13 protein-coding genes are annotated in these 15,491 nt (G+C 65.6%); 6 read left to right on the top strand and 7 right to left on the bottom strand.

The annotated features are described in order from the left end of the window. Positions 1-4: 4 nt before the first annotated feature. The gene (locus PPSIR1_RS20475; RefSeq protein ID WP_045116420.1) at positions 5-1,366 is read right to left on the bottom strand and encodes a phospholipase D-like domain-containing protein; all 1,362 of its coding nucleotides are present in this window, start codon (positions 1,364-1,366) and stop codon (positions 5-7) included. 413 nt (positions 1,367-1,779) lie between these two features. Between PPSIR1_RS20475 and PPSIR1_RS48100 the strand changes: the two genes are divergently transcribed. Continuing rightward, positions 1,780-2,739, top strand: a complete 960-nt coding sequence (locus PPSIR1_RS48100) for a hypothetical protein (RefSeq protein ID WP_157595757.1) — start codon at positions 1,780-1,782, stop codon at positions 2,737-2,739. Here PPSIR1_RS48100 and PPSIR1_RS20465 read toward each other — a convergent pair. The 3 genes from PPSIR1_RS20465 to PPSIR1_RS20455 all read right to left on the bottom strand — a co-directional run bounded on the left by PPSIR1_RS20465 (position 2,703) and on the right by PPSIR1_RS20455 (position 8,537). Beyond that, positions 2,703-5,480 (bottom strand): AAA domain-containing protein, encoded by a 2,778-nt coding sequence (locus PPSIR1_RS20465; RefSeq protein ID WP_045116412.1) that lies wholly within the window; start codon positions 5,478-5,480, stop codon positions 2,703-2,705. The two genes, PPSIR1_RS48100 and PPSIR1_RS20465, sit on opposite strands and share 37 nt — an antisense overlap. A gap of 571 nt (positions 5,481-6,051) precedes the next feature. After that, the gene (locus tag PPSIR1_RS20460) at positions 6,052-7,620 is read right to left on the bottom strand and encodes a site-specific integrase (RefSeq protein WP_086001532.1); all 1,569 of its coding nucleotides are present in this window, start codon (positions 7,618-7,620) and stop codon (positions 6,052-6,054) included. A 62-nt stretch (positions 7,621-7,682) separates the two neighbouring features. Then, the gene (locus tag PPSIR1_RS20455) at positions 7,683-8,537 is read right to left on the bottom strand and encodes a hypothetical protein (RefSeq protein ID WP_086001538.1); all 855 of its coding nucleotides are present in this window, start codon (positions 8,535-8,537) and stop codon (positions 7,683-7,685) included. 1,053 nt (positions 8,538-9,590) lie between these two features. On the opposite strand from PPSIR1_RS20455, the gene PPSIR1_RS20450 reads away from it, so the two are divergent. Then, positions 9,591-10,118 (top strand): hypothetical protein, encoded by a 528-nt coding sequence (locus PPSIR1_RS20450; RefSeq protein ID WP_006973043.1) that lies wholly within the window; start codon positions 9,591-9,593, stop codon positions 10,116-10,118. On the opposite strand, the gene PPSIR1_RS20445 is transcribed toward PPSIR1_RS20450, so the two are convergent. Continuing rightward, entirely contained in the window at positions 10,115-11,641 is a 1,527-nt protein-coding gene (locus PPSIR1_RS20445) for a serine/threonine-protein kinase (RefSeq protein WP_006973042.1), read from the bottom strand. The genes PPSIR1_RS20450 and PPSIR1_RS20445 overlap by 4 nt on opposite strands. A 115-nt stretch (positions 11,642-11,756) precedes the next feature. Here PPSIR1_RS20445 and PPSIR1_RS20440 point away from each other — a divergent pair, with 115 nt between their 5' ends. After that, on the top strand, positions 11,757-12,314 hold the full coding sequence (locus PPSIR1_RS20440) for an RNA polymerase sigma factor (RefSeq protein ID WP_006973041.1): 558 nt from the start codon (positions 11,757-11,759) through the stop codon (positions 12,312-12,314). Here PPSIR1_RS20440 and PPSIR1_RS20435 read toward each other — a convergent pair. Further along, complete coding sequence (locus PPSIR1_RS20435) at positions 12,311-12,655, bottom strand: helix-turn-helix domain-containing protein (protein WP_006973040.1); 345 nt, start codon at positions 12,653-12,655, stop codon at positions 12,311-12,313. The genes PPSIR1_RS20440 and PPSIR1_RS20435 overlap by 4 nt on opposite strands. After that, positions 12,652-12,936: a hypothetical protein gene (locus tag PPSIR1_RS50255; RefSeq protein ID WP_232296517.1), complete on the bottom strand. Its 285-nt coding sequence runs from the start codon at positions 12,934-12,936 to the stop codon at positions 12,652-12,654. Before PPSIR1_RS50255 ends, PPSIR1_RS20435 begins: the two co-directional genes overlap by 4 nt. A gap of 334 nt (positions 12,937-13,270) precedes the next feature. Between PPSIR1_RS50255 and PPSIR1_RS20425 the strand changes: the two genes are divergently transcribed. The 3 genes from PPSIR1_RS20425 to PPSIR1_RS20415 all read left to right on the top strand — a co-directional run bounded on the left by PPSIR1_RS20425 (position 13,271) and on the right by PPSIR1_RS20415 (position 15,442). Continuing rightward, entirely contained in the window at positions 13,271-13,525 is a 255-nt protein-coding gene (locus tag PPSIR1_RS20425) for a helix-turn-helix domain-containing protein (protein ID WP_006973038.1), read from the top strand. A 127-nt stretch (positions 13,526-13,652) separates the two neighbouring features. Then, positions 13,653-14,330, top strand: a complete 678-nt coding sequence (locus PPSIR1_RS20420) for a hypothetical protein (protein ID WP_006973037.1) — start codon at positions 13,653-13,655, stop codon at positions 14,328-14,330. 38 nt (positions 14,331-14,368) lie between these two features. Beyond that, positions 14,369-15,442 (top strand): hypothetical protein, encoded by a 1,074-nt coding sequence (locus tag PPSIR1_RS20415; protein ID WP_006973036.1) that lies wholly within the window; start codon positions 14,369-14,371, stop codon positions 15,440-15,442. Positions 15,443-15,491: the final 49 nt, after the last annotated feature.

Raw genomic sequence — 15,491 nt, 5'->3', positions numbered from 1 at the left:
CGACTCATCGCACAACCACCTTGGCGTCGAGTTCGACGGCGAGCTCACGCGCGGCCTTGGCGGGGGCCCCTGATTCGAGCACGACGTAGCGCTTGTTGCCCTGCTGATAAGCTGGTGGCTCGTAGTCGACCTCGACCTCTTGGGTGCGCATGGAGCCGCGCTTGCCGGGCACCTCGCGCACTTCCTTGCGTTTGAGCACCTTGGCTCGCTTTGGCAGACGCGGCGCGCGGACTGTCCACTCGTAGCGGATGTTCGCGGGGAGGCGCTGCTTCTCCGGAGGGCGGGTGAACTCGGGGTCGGGCGCGTCGTCGAGATCGAGGGCATCGCGAGCGGTAACCTCACCGAGCACGACGGTCTCTTCGGCCACGACCTCATGCTTGCCATCCTTGCGTCGGAGCTCAGCGAGCCAGATCTCGCCGATGTTGTCGGCTCGGGCAGCTCCAAGCTCGAAGCGCCAAGGGAAGCTCTCCGCCCAGCGACGGAGGGTCTTGGCCAGCGCAGTCCGTGTGGGCGCATCGAGCTCGAGGCCAACCTCGAAGCTGTGATCGAGGCTGTGCGTGTCGAGGTTGGCCGTCATGACGATGGCGCCATGATCGCAAAGAAGGGCCTTTGCGTGGAGCTTGTCGTGGGCGTAGACCTCTGCGCCTGCGGTACGAAGCGCGGTGACGGCCGCACTGACCGCGGGACGTGGACGCGTCAGCACGGTCACGGGTACGCCAGCGCGGGCTCGCTCGACGAGCGCGCGAACGACCTCGTGATCGCCCTCGATGCTGTAGCTCGAGACCCACAGCTCGCGCTTACTGGTCTGGATCCAGTCCAAGAGCTTACCCCGCAGGGCCTGATGCTTCGGCGTCGTCACCAAGACGGGTCCGAGCGAGGGCTCGGCTGGCTTTGCTGGGGGCGCCTCGATGCTGCGTAGCCGCCCCTTTTCGCCCGTTAGTTCGTGCTCGGCGCAGGTCCAAAAAGCCCACGAGAACCATGCGGCGACCTGTCGTGCGTCGCGCTCGCCGAGCGAGACGCCGAGCTCTCGGGATTCGAGCAGCGCGGGGTTCAGGTTGGCTGTCGAGAGCCAGCCGCGAGCCTTCGACTGGTGATCAACGACGACAAACTTGGCATGAAAGCAACCCGCCGAGCGAAGCTCGACCTTGCCCGCGAGTCGATTGAGGAGCTGCTCGTGCTCCCGCACTCGGGCTTGGGTAAATGACTCGTCGTCGGTGTTGCGAAGCCGGGTCTCGGACGCGGTCAGCAGGTAGATACGGACGCCGCGCTCGTGAGCTCCGAGGAGGGCCTGACACAGCTCGCGGTCCGAGAACAAGAACGAGGCGACCAGGACAGTCTCCTGGGCGCCCTCGACAGCGCGGACCATGGCACCGCGCAGGGTCGCCTTGGGTCCTGCGCTGAGCAGGCTCGCGCTGATCGTCTCTCGCTGTTCGTGCTCGGTCGGACCCCGCCGGATCCAGCATGGAGGGAGTGCCTCGTCAACGGAGATGGCGATGGTCTTTTTCTTCGAGGTCTCCATGATCAACTCCAGAGGCCGAGGTCGGCCGTGGTCAAGAGGTAGCGGGACGAAGGTGCGGTCGGGTCGCTCTTCGCTCGCGCGAGGAGCTCATGTGGTGTCGCGGAGCTCACCTGAAACAAGGGGAAGCGCTCGCGGATCGTGGCCGCAGATCGCTCGAGCTGGGCCGGCACTCGATAACCATCGAGGGAGTCCCACTGAAGCCATCGCGCCCACCGGTCGGCGTCCTCGGTGGACTGAGGGATCAGCTCGACGCGATCGAGGTGATTCGCCTCGAAGCATCCGGCCCGGGCGAACTCGAGCGGGGGGACCTCGACTCGCGTACGCATGCTTCGGCGCTCGCTCGCGGAGGTCTGCTCCAGAGTGACCGGGAGCACCGGTCGCTTGGCCCGCTCACAGGCCGCGGCGAGGGTCTCCAGCTCGATGTCACGGGCGAAGCTGACGAGCTCTGTCCAAAGGTCCTCGTAGCGCCAGGCCGCGAGCGCACTGGGGAGTTCGAGGACACGGTCGAGCGCGATCGGTCGACACGCAACCTTGGGGGGTCGCGGCGGCGCCTCGAGCTCCCCGCTGAGCGTCACTCGCGGGTGACCGTCGGCGGGAAAGCCTACTCCGAGGTGAAGTGTCGACGGTTGGCCATAAGCGCCGTGCTTGCTCAGCTCGAGCAGTTGGAAGGTCGAACCATCGACGAGCGACGAGCACAGCGTGTCGTACTCAAAGTTGCGCAACAACGCGGGGCGAGCTTGGGCGCGAGCGGGGCGCCCTCCCTGCTTCTTTTGGCGATAGACTTCACTCCGAGCCGCGTTGGCCTTCGGAGTCCAGCAAGGCTCGACGTGGACGAGGGGGACATCGAGGAGCGGGTCCTCGGCGAAGTAGACGCGCCAGGTGCCTCGCTCGGGGATCCAGATCTGACCGCGCTCGAGCATTGCGCGGCCGAGCTCCGTGAGCCGGGCGGGGGCGCCAACACGCTGGCGCTCGAGCACTTGGAGGCTTACGCATCGGTCAATGATCCGGCGGCAGAGGATGGACTGGCCGCCGATGAGCTCACCGGCGAGGATGTCCGCGGTCAAACCTCGGGGGTGATCGTAGGCCAGGCGCGCGACGGCGAGGAGTTCAGGCCGCTCCTGCGAGCGAGCGATAACCCCCTCGAGATCAAAGGCCGAGATGACGACGTTTCGGTGCAAGCGGATCATCGGTCTCCCTCCCATGCGAGCTCGGTCGCGTAGTGGGGTGAGGTTGCGAGGCTGACCAGGAGCGGCGAGCGGCAGTGGGCGAAGTAGTTCCGGTCTCCGATCAGCGCGATCTGGTAGCGGGCCCTCGTGAGCGCGACGTTGAGTCGGTTCGGGCTGTTGAGGAAGCCGACGGAGCCATGCTTTCGGCCGCCCCCCTTGACGAAGGACAGCAGCACGAGGTCAGCCTCGTGCCCCTGGAAGCGGTCGACCGTGCACAAGGTGATCTCCACGCGAGGCTGCTTGCGCGGATAGGCGAAGTTGCGCGTATTGCCCGGCTGCTTGGTGAAGCGCTGGAGGCGGTCGCGGAGCATCGCCTCCTGGCCTCGATAGAAGGTCAAGATCGATACCTTCCACGGACCGTCTCGCCGCCCGGGCTGACGCTGTGCCCAGCGGGCGAAGGCCTCGAGCTCCCGCATCACAACTTCGGCCTCGGCGGGGTTGCGGTTCCCATGCCTTCCCCTCGGTCGAGGGACCTCGATCCATACGGCTCGTCGAGTGTAGCGCGAGTAGCTCCAGTCGCGCTCGAGCGTGCTCGCGTCACGCAACAAGGTGGACCGGGAGGTAGACTCGTCCGAGTAGAAATGTTGGCGGGAGAAGGCCGAGATGTGCGGATGCATGCGGTGCTGGAAACTCAGCGAGACCAGGCGTTGGCTGAGCGCCTCATCCGGTAGGCCGTGGTTCAAGGTGACGCCACGATCCCAGCCCGGGAGCCTCTCGAAGCCTATCTGGAGCAGCTCCAGAATCGAGGGGAGCGCGACGCGACGAATGTTCTCAGCATGGCGAGAGAGCTTCTTCGAAGCTTCCTCGGTCAACGAGGCCGGCATCAACTCGTCGAGCTGCTTCTTGATCGGCGCCCGCTCGGAGTGGTTGTGGCGCAGCTCGTAGCTTCGAACCAGACGCCACCCGTACTCGTGAGCCCAGTCGCCGGCCTGCTCTCGGGTCTCACCGCGAGCATGAGCTCGCGCCCTCTGGAGATCATGAAGCGAGGGGAGGGGCCCTTCGACCAGGTCGAGATCCTCGGGCAGACGATGCTCGAACTGTGCGAGGGTATCCGGGGCCCCGAAGATGAGGTTTGCGTAGAGGAGGCCTGGGACGACCCCGGGCACACCGGCGACCATCCGCGTCTCGCAGCGGTCGAGATCGACATAGGGCGTTCCCTTAGCCCTGGCTTCAATCTGTAGGAGCCGAGCTTGGTCGTCGTCACAAGCGATCAGGCTGCGGACGATTTGTCCTCGCGGGGTGGCTTGATAGGCCCTGGCCGCCGCTTGGGCTTGAGCCTCACCGTCGATGTCCTGCAGGGCCCTGCGCAGGTTCTGGCTGATGTCTTCGCTCTCGACGTAGGGGGAGAGCTGCTTGATGTCGCCGACGATCACCCATTTCCTGGCGTAGATCGCCGGGACCAGGAACTCGGTGAAGGTGGTCTTGCTGGCCTCGTCGACGATCAACACGTCGAAGAGCTCCCTTGGACGCGGGTGATGGCGGTCAGCGCTGTGGTAGTCCTTGATTTCGGGGTGTTGGAGGACGCCGATCGGCGTCCCGCAGACGAGGTTGACGGACTCGGCCACCAGGCGTGAGATGAGCTCAGAGCGCTCTTTCTTTGGTGTACGACGTAGGCGTTCGTCGAGCATTGAGCGAGCCTGGGCGCCCACCTCGCTGCCCCGGCCGGACTCGAGGAAATCGAGGATGTCGTCACGCACGGTCCGCTCGATGTTCTCGTGCAAGAAGGGCTCGAGCGCGTCGCTGCTGATCCGACCGCTGTCGCCGATACGGACCGGGAGCACGAAGCGGTCTTCTTCGGGTAGCTGCTCTTCCCAGGCGATGAGGCGCTCGAGCACGTTGTCGACGGCGACGTTGGTCGAAGCGACCAACAGCACGCGCTTGTTCTCGCGGGCGAGTTGGACGATGAGCTCGCAGATCGCGGTGGTTTTGCCGGACCCGGGCGGGCCCTCCAGGAGCGCGAAGTCGGGCGTACCCATGGCGATCTCCACGAAGCGACGCTGCTCGTCAGTGCCATCGCGGAGCGCGCTGCCAGGAGTCGCTGGGCGCAGGAACACCCAGTCTTGTTCAGACAGCGCGTGCGCCTCGAATCGAGGCCAACTCGCCTGCGTGGTCAGCAGCTTGATCAGCGGCGCGAGGGGCCGCGACGGGGCGTTGTCGAGGGCGCGCATCGCCCACTGCTGACGGGTCAGATTGTAGATGTCGGGACGGAGCCACAGCAGGGCCCCGTGGGGATGGGCAGACGTCGGGGCCAGGTGTTCACTACCCTGCTCAGGCTCGAGGACCGAAGGGAACCGGTCGAGGAGCAGCGCCCGAGCTTCGACGTCCCAGCCTCGCTTCTCGAGGCTCGCGCGCTGATCGGTGCCGGGGCGCTGATAGACCTCGCGGGCGCGTAGGAAGTCGTCAAAAGTCTGCTCAGGTTCGTCCTCACGCCAGGGCGGCGGCTCGAGGATCACCCAGACCCCAGTTGGCGTGGCGTGCTGGTGCCGATCGCGGCGTCGTTCGGCCTGCCGAGCCTGGCGATTGCGACGTTCGAGCCGGGCCCGGAGGCGCTCGTTGAGCAGGGTCTCCTCTTCCTTGTTTGGTGTTCGCCAAGCAAGCGCTGGCTTGTGACGCTTCACAGCGGATATCGCTGTCCAGAGGTAGTTGTCGTAGGGTTTGAGCTGCGCGCCGACGTCCTTCAGCGCCCGGTCCCAACGGCCGACCCCAGTCAGCGCCATGTAGTTGAGTTGTGACATTAGTTTGGGTTCCTCCTCGTCATGCCGCGTAGGTAGAGCAGCATCCGTGCCCAGGGGGCTCACCCGTACAAGTCCTGGAGAACATTGAAACGGCTCAGCCCCGACGCAGAAAGTCGACGAAAACTTGCCGATCATCGTCGAAAAGGTGGCGCAGCATGGCTACGCAGCATCCTTTGAAGATTTCCAGGCCATCGCCGTCATGCACCACTGACCTTGCCGCCGCTGTCTTGTCGACGAGAGAACGGTGCTGGTAGCCGTCTCGGCACGCCGGCTCGTCGGCCGTAAGATTGTGGCGCCGTCCGGGTGGCCAAGAATCAGGCCAACTTGGATCCGGCGCTGCTACTCTGGCCACTCGCGGTTCCGAGCCTCATGTGCTCCGCGTGTGCTCCAACCCTGCGGAACGAGACTCCACGTGCCTACCTTCCCCGGACCCCCACGGCACAAAGAAACCCGAACGATTTCGGGAGCTTCCGGCCCAACTGCGCGCCATCATTGACGTTTCGCAGAAGCCCCCAATTCGGTTCGAGTCCTGTTGCCGGAGCTTCAAATTCACAAGCTAGGGGCCTGAGAACTACCGTTCTCGGGCCTCTGGATTTTTAACTGGATGACGAGTGGATGAATCATCCACTGACTGGTCGTCAGCTCCACCTTCCGAGCACCCCGCGGGGATCGCGGAGCCGTCGGCGAGGCGGTCGAAGATGCCCGGGTTCAGCTCGGGCGCGTGGTGTGCGTAGCGCATCGTCGTGCGGATGTCGGCGTGGCCGAGCTGCCGCGAGACGACGCTGAGCGGGACTCCCGCCGCCACCGCATGGGTGGCGAAGGTGTGCCGCAGGGTGTGGACGCCGACCTTCCGGCCGATCTTGGCCGCCTCCGTGGCCCGCTGGACCGCAGCGAAGACCTCCTTGTGGGACCAGTGCTCCCCGCCCTCGGCCGGCGCCTCGGTGCGGTGCGGCGCCTGGTAGCCCGCGGGCTTGGAGAACACGAGCTCGTCGCGCTCGAGCCCGGCCACGCGCTTGCGCAGCATGGTCACCGCGTCGTGCGGGACCTGGACCGTCCGCGTCTTGTCGCCCTTGGGCTTTTTGATCGTGCCCTCCTTGGTCCGCTGCCGCGTGACCCGGATGCGCGCCGCCCCGAGGTTGATGTCCCCGACGCGAAGCTCTTGCAGCTCGCCCAGGCGCATGCCCGTGCGGAGCCCAAGCGCGATCATGTCGCGGAACAGCGGATCGGCCTTCGCCAGCAACCGCCGACTCTCGCGGCGGCTGAGGTAGTTGTCCACCTCCCCCTTCTTCGGGATCGTGATCTCCGGGACCTTCGTGAGCATGTCCCAGCGGCACGCCACCTTGAGCATGCGCCGGAGCAGGCCCAGGTGGTTGGCGATCGACGAGCTGCTCAGGGGCTTGCTCGTGCGCTTGCTGATCGTCGTCGACTTCGCGCACACGTAGGCGTCGGCCTCGCGGGCGGTGATCTCGGAGAGCAGCATCTGCCCGAAGTAGGGCTCGAGGTGATCGCGGATCATCCCGCGCTTGTTCGCAAGCTCCCCCTCGCTGTTGGCCCCCCGCCGGCCCGCGGCCGGGGACTCGCACAGGGCGAGGAAGCGGGGCACGAACTCGGAGAAGGTCAGCCCCTCTTCGTCGGTGTCCTTGTCGTGGTCGTAGCTGTGTTGGGTGTCGTAGGGGGTCGGTTCGTGCTCCTGTTCGTCGACGGGTCCGCCGGCGGTGCCCATGCGCTCGCGCAGGAGCTGCTGGGCCCATCGACGGGTCTTGTTCTTGGACTTGTAGGGGGACGCCCGCCGCATGCGGTGGCGCTTGCCGCCGGCGTCTGTCCAAAACAGATCCACCTCCAGCCCGCCGTATCCCTGCGTCCGTTGCCTCACGGTGATTTTCATGTCGCGCTTCACTTTCATGAGCGCGGCACGCCTTTCCGACAGGGAGTCTCCCACACCCCGGGCGGGGGCGCCCGTCGGATCCTCGAGAGCAAACAGCCAGCGGTCGATCGCGGCTTTTCGGAATCGCCACCGCCCCTCGAGGCGTAGAGCCCCGGGGATCTGTCCCATGCGAGCACGGCGGTACACCCAGTCCCGACTCTTGCGCAGCCGCGCCGCGAGCTCGGCGGCGGTCAGCAACGCTTCACGGGGGTTCATCGCTCGCCCTGTTGTCTTGGCTTCGCGCCGTGCAGGCCTTCGGGAGTCAGGCCACCACGGCGCTAGGGTTGGATGTCGAACTCCCAGCGCGCGACGAAGACCAGGCCCGTCTTGGGATCTCGATCGAGCGCCCGCAGCGTCAGCCCGCCTCGCATGCTGTCTTCGCTGAAGACGATCTGCTGGTGCAGCCCCTTGGTGCCGACGAGTTCGAACTTCACGAGCTCGCGGTCGACGTACCACTCGATGTCCTCGGTGATGTAGGGCATGACGAGGTCGTAGGGCGTGCCGGGGTGGATCTCGTAGGTCTGCTTGGTCTTGTGGCTGGGCTGGAAGGTCGCGGCGGACTTGCCCTGGCTGTCGTAGCCCTCAAGCTCGGTGGGCTTGGGGCGCGCGGCCAACAAGATCACGCCACGCGGCACCTCGACCATGTCGCCCACGCGGAAGCCGTGGCCGGCGTGGGAGCCATGGTGCTCGGCGTGCACGACGGGGCCGATGACCCGGGCGCGGACCACCGAGCGCTCCACCGTGCGGACCTTGGCGGTGAGGACCTCCTCGCGCGTCTCAGGGTAGCCGGGGACGGGCTCGGACTCGACGCCGAAGAGCACGACGTCTTCCTGGGTGAGGTGATCGATCACTTCGTCCTTGGGCGGCGCGTAGCCGCCACCGAAGGCCTCCTCGAACTTCTTCATCACGTCGGCGCCGATCTCCGTGCGCGGGATGTAGTGCCCGCGGGCGCGTCGCTCTTCAGGGGTGACGGGGTCTGAGCCGTCGTCGTCGAAGTCCGCCGGACGGTCCTCGGCTTTGGTTCGCTCCGCGTCGTCCCGCTTGTGTTTGTAGCGTTGGTAGATCCAGTAGGCTGCGCCGCCGACTGCTGCCGTCGCGGCGACCGTAGCGGCCACGATCCCAACCGTGCGCATGGCGGTCACCTGGCCCTCCGCTCGTCTGGTCTCGAGTTGGGGGTAGTTGGTGGGCAGGCGGCGGTGATCGCCGCATACGCCGAACCACGCGAGGGCACGCCTCGCTCCGATATCCGACCCATGGCTCCACCGTGACCCAACATTGTCGGGCTGTCTAGTTGGCCTCGGGGTGAGGGCGTTCCTGATCTCGCGGTTTGAGAGGGATGCACTTGCACATGCAAAAGGGCGGCGTTCCGGGACGTCCGGGGCGGCGTTCCCGGGCCGCTCCCGGGCCCTGAACATGCAAATGGGCGCTGCCCCGGCTGTGCAAGGGCAAAGCCAGGGCAGCGCCCACTGGTCCCTCTTGGAAGCTGGACGACGAGTTGTACGGCTTTGGGACGGGCCGTCTGGCCAAGCCCCAGCGCGAGTAGGGTTTACCTGGGGCTTAGGTAGGTAACCTTGCCTCGAACTTAGGTGGTTTCGCCTCGGATTAGGTGGGTAAAAAGGGCAATCTAGGTCCCAGTTACGTCCGGTTTATGTGGGTAAGGGATGTAAGAAGAGGAGCTCCGTACACACAGGCGGGGTTTGTGTGGTCTGAGCACGTCAGCCTGCCGAGGCCCGCGACAACCTCAAGGAGGGTGTCCCAACTACTTGGGAGTGGCTGCCAGCGACCAGCCAGTGTCTGACTCCCAGTTCGGAGCTGTCGCTTTCAACTCGAGACAACCTTCGGAGACCAGGCCGGTCGTGGCTCGTCTCCCCGAACATCGAGCCAGGCTGTCCCTCTTCGACAGAACAGCCGTTCCCCACGCGAGGAGGACTCTGCTCCCGATGGTCTGCTCTTCTCCGGGACGGGTGGAGACCGTCGGTCTCGATCGAGCGCGGTCATGTCCGGGCTCGATCGCGCCGCTCGAACCGCCGCGGGCCGTCGGCCTGCTCGGGGACCGAGACCTCCCGGTCAGTCAGTCACAGCTTCAGGCATCTGTGACAAGGCTCAGGGAGAGACCTGGCACTCAGAAGCTCTGAGGCTCGACGACGGCGACCAGTGGGCCATGGCTCCAGTGCTAGCGTCGATTCATGATACTCGCGAGCTCACTCACCATTCTCCAAACTTTCGCCACCCTCTCCGGTATCCCCGACCTCTGTGGGGAACTACACCGCGACGAGGTCGGCGAGCCCTACGTCGACGTACTCGGCCAGGTTTTCCCCCGCTACTGCCACCCCAGCGGGCCTGATGTCCCGATCCTCGACGCCGAACTCTGCTGTGAGATCGACGAGACCTCTGATGAGGCCGTGTGCGACTTCCCGGATGCCCACGACCGCTGTACCACGGGAGAGCGCTACACCTGCGAGTACGGCGAGGCGACGGGGACGGGAGCGACCTGCTACCAACCCTTCGCCGACGCGTGCGACATGGGCTTGTGCCTCGAGTACGTCGGCGCGCCACCAGTCGAGGCCACGGAGAGCCTGCTGTGCTGCACGAGCCAGGGCTGCGAGCCGATTCCCGCCGATGTCGCCTGGACCTGTGCGGACATCAATGGCTACGTCATCATCTGCGTTCACGGTCAAACCAACGAGGATGGCACCGTGACCTGCTTCGACTAGTCAGGAGTGACGGAGCTCAACCTCTGCAAAGCGAGGGCCTTGCGAGTCAACCGCCTCGCAGACTCCGTGGGTTGACCCGACTTGCCAAGCTCGACAGTCGCGGACTCGCCAATCGAGATCACTACGCTCGCCAGCTTCGCGCTGAGCTTGGGGTTCTCCTCGAACACGTCGTTGCCGCGCTCGAGCAGTGCGGCCCCTACGCGCAGCCCTTCTTCTGCGAAGGGCTCGCCGTTGGCCTCTCGCCGGCCTTGCTCAGCCTCCCACACCGTCAAACCGTCCTGGTGTTTGCCGGCGCGAATCAGAGCGATAGCGACGTCAACCGCTGACCTCGCGGGCATTGCCGCCTCGGCGCGCACAGCCGCGTGTGAGACTTGGTCCGCGACCCTGGGCTGTCCGAGCGCCCACCACAGCCAGGAGAGTGACACCGCGAATGAGCCCGCCATCACTCCGAGAGTCAGCAAGGCCTGGAGTCCGCGTCCTCGGTACCACTCTGGCGCGGACGACTTGCCGCCTGCAAGCGTGACCGCGTCCATCAAGGGGCCCAAGTTTGGGTGCCGCTCCTCCGGATCGGCCCGGAGTCCCCGCAGCACCGCGCGCGACAGAGGCTCCGGGATCGCCTCGACCCCATGCTCGTCGCCCCGCTCGATCTCCCCCCGCTCGATCGCCTCGAGTAGCTCCTCCGCAGAGCTCCCCGCGAACGGCCGGACGCCATGCAGGGCCTGCCACATCGACACACATAGCGAGAACTGATCTGCTCGAGCATCTCCTCGATGCCCACAGAGCCGCTCCGGCGCCATGTAGGCCAAAGTCCCGCCCCGCGGCGTCGACCACTCCTCGTCGCCCTCCCCATCGCCGGACTCGCCGTCGAAGCCGATGAGCTCGGCGACACCAAAGTCCGCGACGCACACCTCTCCACCGACCCCCACCAGGATGTTCGAGGGCTTGAAGTCCCCGTGGAGGATGCCCGCTCGGTGCGCCGCGTCGAGGCCAAGACAGGCCCCACGAAACACCCGACAGATCTCGCCCACGTCGAGCCTCCGCCTGAGCCACTCTCGCCCGTCAAGTCCCTCGACGTAGTCCATGACGATGTACAGGCTGTCCTCGAAGCGGCCAATGTCATGCACCGCGACAATGTTGGGATGCCGAAGCTGCGCGAGGGTCATCGCCTCTCGTCTCAGTGCCTCCTCACCAAGCTCCCCCGGGTTCAAGCACAGCTTGATCGCCACACAGCGGCCAAGCTCTGGATCCCAGCCCCGCGCCACGACACCCATGCCCCCATAACCGAGGACATCATCGAGCATGTAGCGGTCGATGCAGAATAACTCGACGTCCTCTTCCCCATTGCGCTGCCTCATCAGCGGCGCGTCGATGCGCGCGACCAGGTCGACCCAGCGATCGGGGGCCCACTGCGACTCAGGCAAGAGCACGTCCTCGCGCTCTTCATCGTCCTCGAGGGCGAGCCAGTCGCTGAAGCTCGGCAGCTCGTTACGCGGATGCTCGCCGCTCTCGTCATGAGTCCCCATCGAGGTCGATGAAGCCTAACACCTACGGTGTATTTCAAAGCTCGTGAACTTCTTTGAAGCTTGCCCTGTTCTTCGGTCCAGTCGCGACTTCGCGCCCTCGTGTAGGCTGACCAGGATGCGCCTCGATGAGCTCTATAGCGACTACTGCCGCGCCCCCGATGGTCCGGCCAAAGAGCGACTGGGCCGAGCCCTCGAGCGCTTCTTCGTGCGCCACTTCTCCCGACGCTGTGGCCCCGCAAGAGCCCGCGACTTGAGCCAGTCGGCGATCGAGACCGTGTGGCGCAAGCTCCCCGACTTCGAGCCCGAGCACGACGACGCCTTTTCGCACTGGCTGACGCGGATCGCCCACTACATCGTCTTGTATGAACGGGCGAGAAGGCCGCCCAACGCGTTCGAGGTCGGTGGGCTCGAGTCGGCTGAGTTCCATCACCCCAGGACCAGCCCCAGCGGGCGAGTTCGTCAGCGCGAGCGCATGCGGCTCCTTCAAAGCGAGCTCCAGCGCCTCCAGCCTCGCCTTCGGGAAGCTATCGAGGATCAGCTTCGTGGAGGCGACGTCCAGGGCTACGCCCGTCGCCACGGCCTCCCCCCTGCGACAGTTCGCACCCACCGTCGACGCGGGCGAGAGGCACTTCGCCAACGCATCGAGCTCCGTGAGCGCACCCCCTCGCGTTAGCCCGGCTTCTTTCGACGATCGAGCTCCGCGAACAGCAACCGCAAGACCCCCGTCGCGAGTTCGATCTCATCCGGGCTGCGCCTGCCGAGCATGTCCACCAGCTCCCGGGCGAGGTCGCGCTCACCCAGCTCAAAGCTGAAGAATACCGTGCTGAGCATCAGATCCAGGCCCAGGCTCAACTTCCGCAAGGTTTCGAGGCTGGGCGAAAAGCTGTCGTATTCGAGGCGGCGGATCGTATCGGTGGACAAGCCGCTCCGCTCGGCCAGCATGTCTTGAGTCATGCCACGCGCCCGTCTCAGCAAGCGGACATGGGCACCAAAGTGGGCCCGCGAGCGGATCACTGGGCGCGCCCGCCCTGTCGGAGGCGGTAGCGCGTCGAGTTCGTCCTACCGACGCGCTCGATCACGTCGGCCTCGGTGAGCCGTGCGAGAGAGGCCTGGAGCTTCCAGCGTGGTCCGCCCACGAAGCTCCGGAGCAAGGCCGAGTCGACCCAACCGTCGCGGCTGTGCTCAGCGTGGACGCCTGCACGGGCCTCCTCGAGCACCTCACGCACGAAGGTATCGAACTCGGATCCGGCGGCGACCATGGCAGCTTCGAGGCGCTCTGCGTTGGCGTGGTTCACGGGATGTCGCTCGGGAGGGCGCCGCCGAATGACAACCACGGGGTCTGCGAGCACAAACTCTCCGAGCCGAAGGTCGCGCAATACCGTGGCGTAGCGCCCCTCAGCCTCGATGTGCTCAAGGAGCTGCCCCAGTGTCCAGCTTGGGTGAGCCCGCAAGGCCTGGACGACCGCGCGGCGCTCCGCTTGCTCGAGGAAGGGTGCGAGGATGGGGGCCAGGTGATGCGTCGCCACTTTTTAGTTTCATTAGGCGGCGGAGCGAGAAGTTTCAGCGAGGCCGAAAAAATCAGAGAGACCGCCTCTCGCTGGTCCCCCGCTACGGTACCGTTGTCGCAGCATGGCGGAAGTCGATGAGCTGAGCGCCCACGAGCTCGTGACCGAGAACCTTCGTCGGCTGACGCAGCTCGGGGGGCTCCCGCTGACGGTCGTCGCGGATCGGGCCGGCATCGATCGACGAGAGCTCTTCGACGTGATGTCTGGGGAGTATGACCCAGACCTCGAATGGTTGTGTCGCCTCGCGGCTGGGCTGGGCGTCCCGCTTTCGGCGTTGTTCGTTGAGCCTGAGACCGGCCGCGGGAGGCTGGACAGTTAGATCGAGGACACGGCCGAACAGGGACACCCGAGCATGCCAGACCGAACGGCCGGCTCACCCTGTCGGGATCTGAGCTCACACTTCCCTTCCTGACAGATCCAAGGCCGTCGACCTAAGATGCCCGACCATGAACATCTTCAGGCTCTCGGCCATCACAGTTTCACTCACATGCACCTTGATGACGGCATGTGGCCCCGTGCTCGACAAAGATGAGGAGGACAACCCATGCACCAAGGATTGTCTGCCTGGAGAGTCCGCGGTCATCTGCGAGACCAACGTTTTCAATCAGCAGATCATCTGCGCCCCGAGCGTTGGGGTGGCATCCGCGTCCTGTGCGGGGGCAGGCGGCGTCGCGCAGGAGGTGGCAGTCTGCCCAGACGGCGGTGGCGACGAGGCCGGCGGCGGCGCTGACGACGAAGCCGGTAGCACCCCCGACACCTCCGAGGACTCCGAGCTCCCGACCTGGACACCTTCGGACTACGTAAGCCTCGACCCGAGCTCTGGCGCGATGGTCATCGATGCCGAAGCCCTCGACGCGCTCGAGCGTGACCCTTCACCTCTGTTCGACGACGGCACCCATCTCGGCCGAGTGGATGGCGGATACTTCCGGGTCACTCGGGTTGGACCCCTGGCCGAAGCCATGGGGTGGGAGTCGGGCGACGTTCTTCACGAACTCAACGGCTACGCGATCACGAGCACGGAGGACTTCCTGCTTGCGTGGGAGGCTCTCGATGACGAGACCGAGCTCCGACTCGCGGGCCTCCGCGATGGGGCGCCCGTGGTACTCTCCTACCGCGTCGAATGACCCTGAACCTGCCCAAACGAGCGCGCACCGCTCCCCGCTTGTCCGACAGCATGTTTCGGGGGCTGCTCGTCTTGGGCACGCTCGGCTCTTCCATGAGCTGCGCGGATCCGGGACCCTTTGAGGTCCGCTACGAGACTGAGTACCTCCGCATCGGCACGGAGTTCGACTACCCGCTGTGTGGCGGCGACCTCGCATACCTCGACGCCCAGGTTGCTGGGCTCGAGGAGGCCTTGTCCACGCGAGCGGAGGCTCCCATCAACCTCTACTTGTGGGAGAACCCGCCCAAGGGCTACTGCGCGACCGACGACAGCCCTGGCTGCTACTCCTCGGCGACGCACACCATCCACTCGACCTCCTTCTCTCTCGACCACGAACTCGTCCACGCCGTCGTCGCTAGCTTCGCGGATCCGCCTCCCTTCTTCTCTGAAGGTGCCGCCGAAGCGCTAGACCGCCGTCGCCTCGTCAGCGTCCAGACTCCCGATCCCCTCGCCAACTTTGAACGGAGCACCGCCGAAGTCGACTACGGGAGCGCGGGGCTGTTCATGCGCTGGCTGTGGGAGCGCTACGGCCCCGAGCTCTTCATCGCCTTGCTCGAGGACTCGCGCCCGCCATTCGAGGCCTTTGAGGGTGTCTACGGCCTAACGGCAGAAGCTGCCGAGGAGATGTTCTTTGCGGAGCTCCCGCATAGCTACCCACCGTTGGTCGACTGCCAGATCCCCGAGCTTCCCGAGGTTGGAAACGGCCAGTGGTCTGAAGGCCTCGTCCTCGACTGCTCCCGCGATGACGTTCGCGGCGGCGATGGCCTGCAAGCAACCGCGCGGTTGCTCACCATCACACAACCGGGAAGCTATGCCATCGAGTTTGAAGGAAGCGCGGCGACGATCAACCGCTGCGCCGATGAGTTCCTGATCACGGCTCCGGAAGAGGGCGACCCCGCCTGGGGAGATGTCCCGCCGACGACCTCGACCATGCCTGGTGGCTATGTACGCGCGATTAACGGTGCGGATGAGGCGGACGTGCTCAATCTCGTCCCAGGGCGGTACATGTTGACCGTCGCCGATGCTCCCGGTGAGTTGGTCAATCTCTCCGTCGCTGCTGCCGCGGCGCCCTGAGTCCGATCCAAGGTCGAGACTGGGTCCCAGTCAGGGATGGAAACCAATG

Origin of the sequence: Plesiocystis pacifica SIR-1 (assembly GCF_000170895.1) — a bacterium.
Lineage (GTDB): Bacteria > Myxococcota_A > Polyangia > Nannocystales > Nannocystaceae > Plesiocystis > Plesiocystis pacifica.
Note: the sequence above shows the minus strand (reverse complement) of the source record. Positions and strands in the feature narration are given on the sequence as shown.

What these genes read in the sequence shown, in the direction of transcription:
- PPSIR1_RS20475 (WP_045116420.1), bottom strand. Translation starts at nt 1,366, where the DNA reads ATGGTCCGCGCTGTCGAGGGCGCCCAGGAGACTGTCCTGGTCGCCTCG.
- PPSIR1_RS20465 (WP_045116412.1), bottom strand. Translation starts at nt 5,480, where the DNA reads ATGTCACAACTCAACTACATGGCGCTGACTGGGGTCGGCCGTTGGGAC.
- PPSIR1_RS20460 (WP_086001532.1), bottom strand. Translation starts at nt 7,620, where the DNA reads ATGAACCCCCGTGAAGCGTTGCTGACCGCCGCCGAGCTCGCGGCGCGG.
- PPSIR1_RS20455 (WP_086001538.1), bottom strand. Translation starts at nt 8,537, where the DNA reads ATGCGCACGGTTGGGATCGTGGCCGCTACGGTCGCCGCGACGGCAGCA.
- PPSIR1_RS20450 (WP_006973043.1), top strand. Translation starts at nt 9,591, where the DNA reads ATGATACTCGCGAGCTCACTCACCATTCTCCAAACTTTCGCCACCCTC.
- PPSIR1_RS20445 (WP_006973042.1), bottom strand. Translation starts at nt 11,641, where the DNA reads ATGGGGACTCATGACGAGAGCGGCGAGCATCCGCGTAACGAGCTGCCG.
- PPSIR1_RS20440 (WP_006973041.1), top strand. Translation starts at nt 11,757, where the DNA reads ATGCGCCTCGATGAGCTCTATAGCGACTACTGCCGCGCCCCCGATGGT.
- PPSIR1_RS20425 (WP_006973038.1), top strand. Translation starts at nt 13,271, where the DNA reads ATGGCGGAAGTCGATGAGCTGAGCGCCCACGAGCTCGTGACCGAGAAC.
- PPSIR1_RS20420 (WP_006973037.1), top strand. Translation starts at nt 13,653, where the DNA reads ATGAACATCTTCAGGCTCTCGGCCATCACAGTTTCACTCACATGCACC.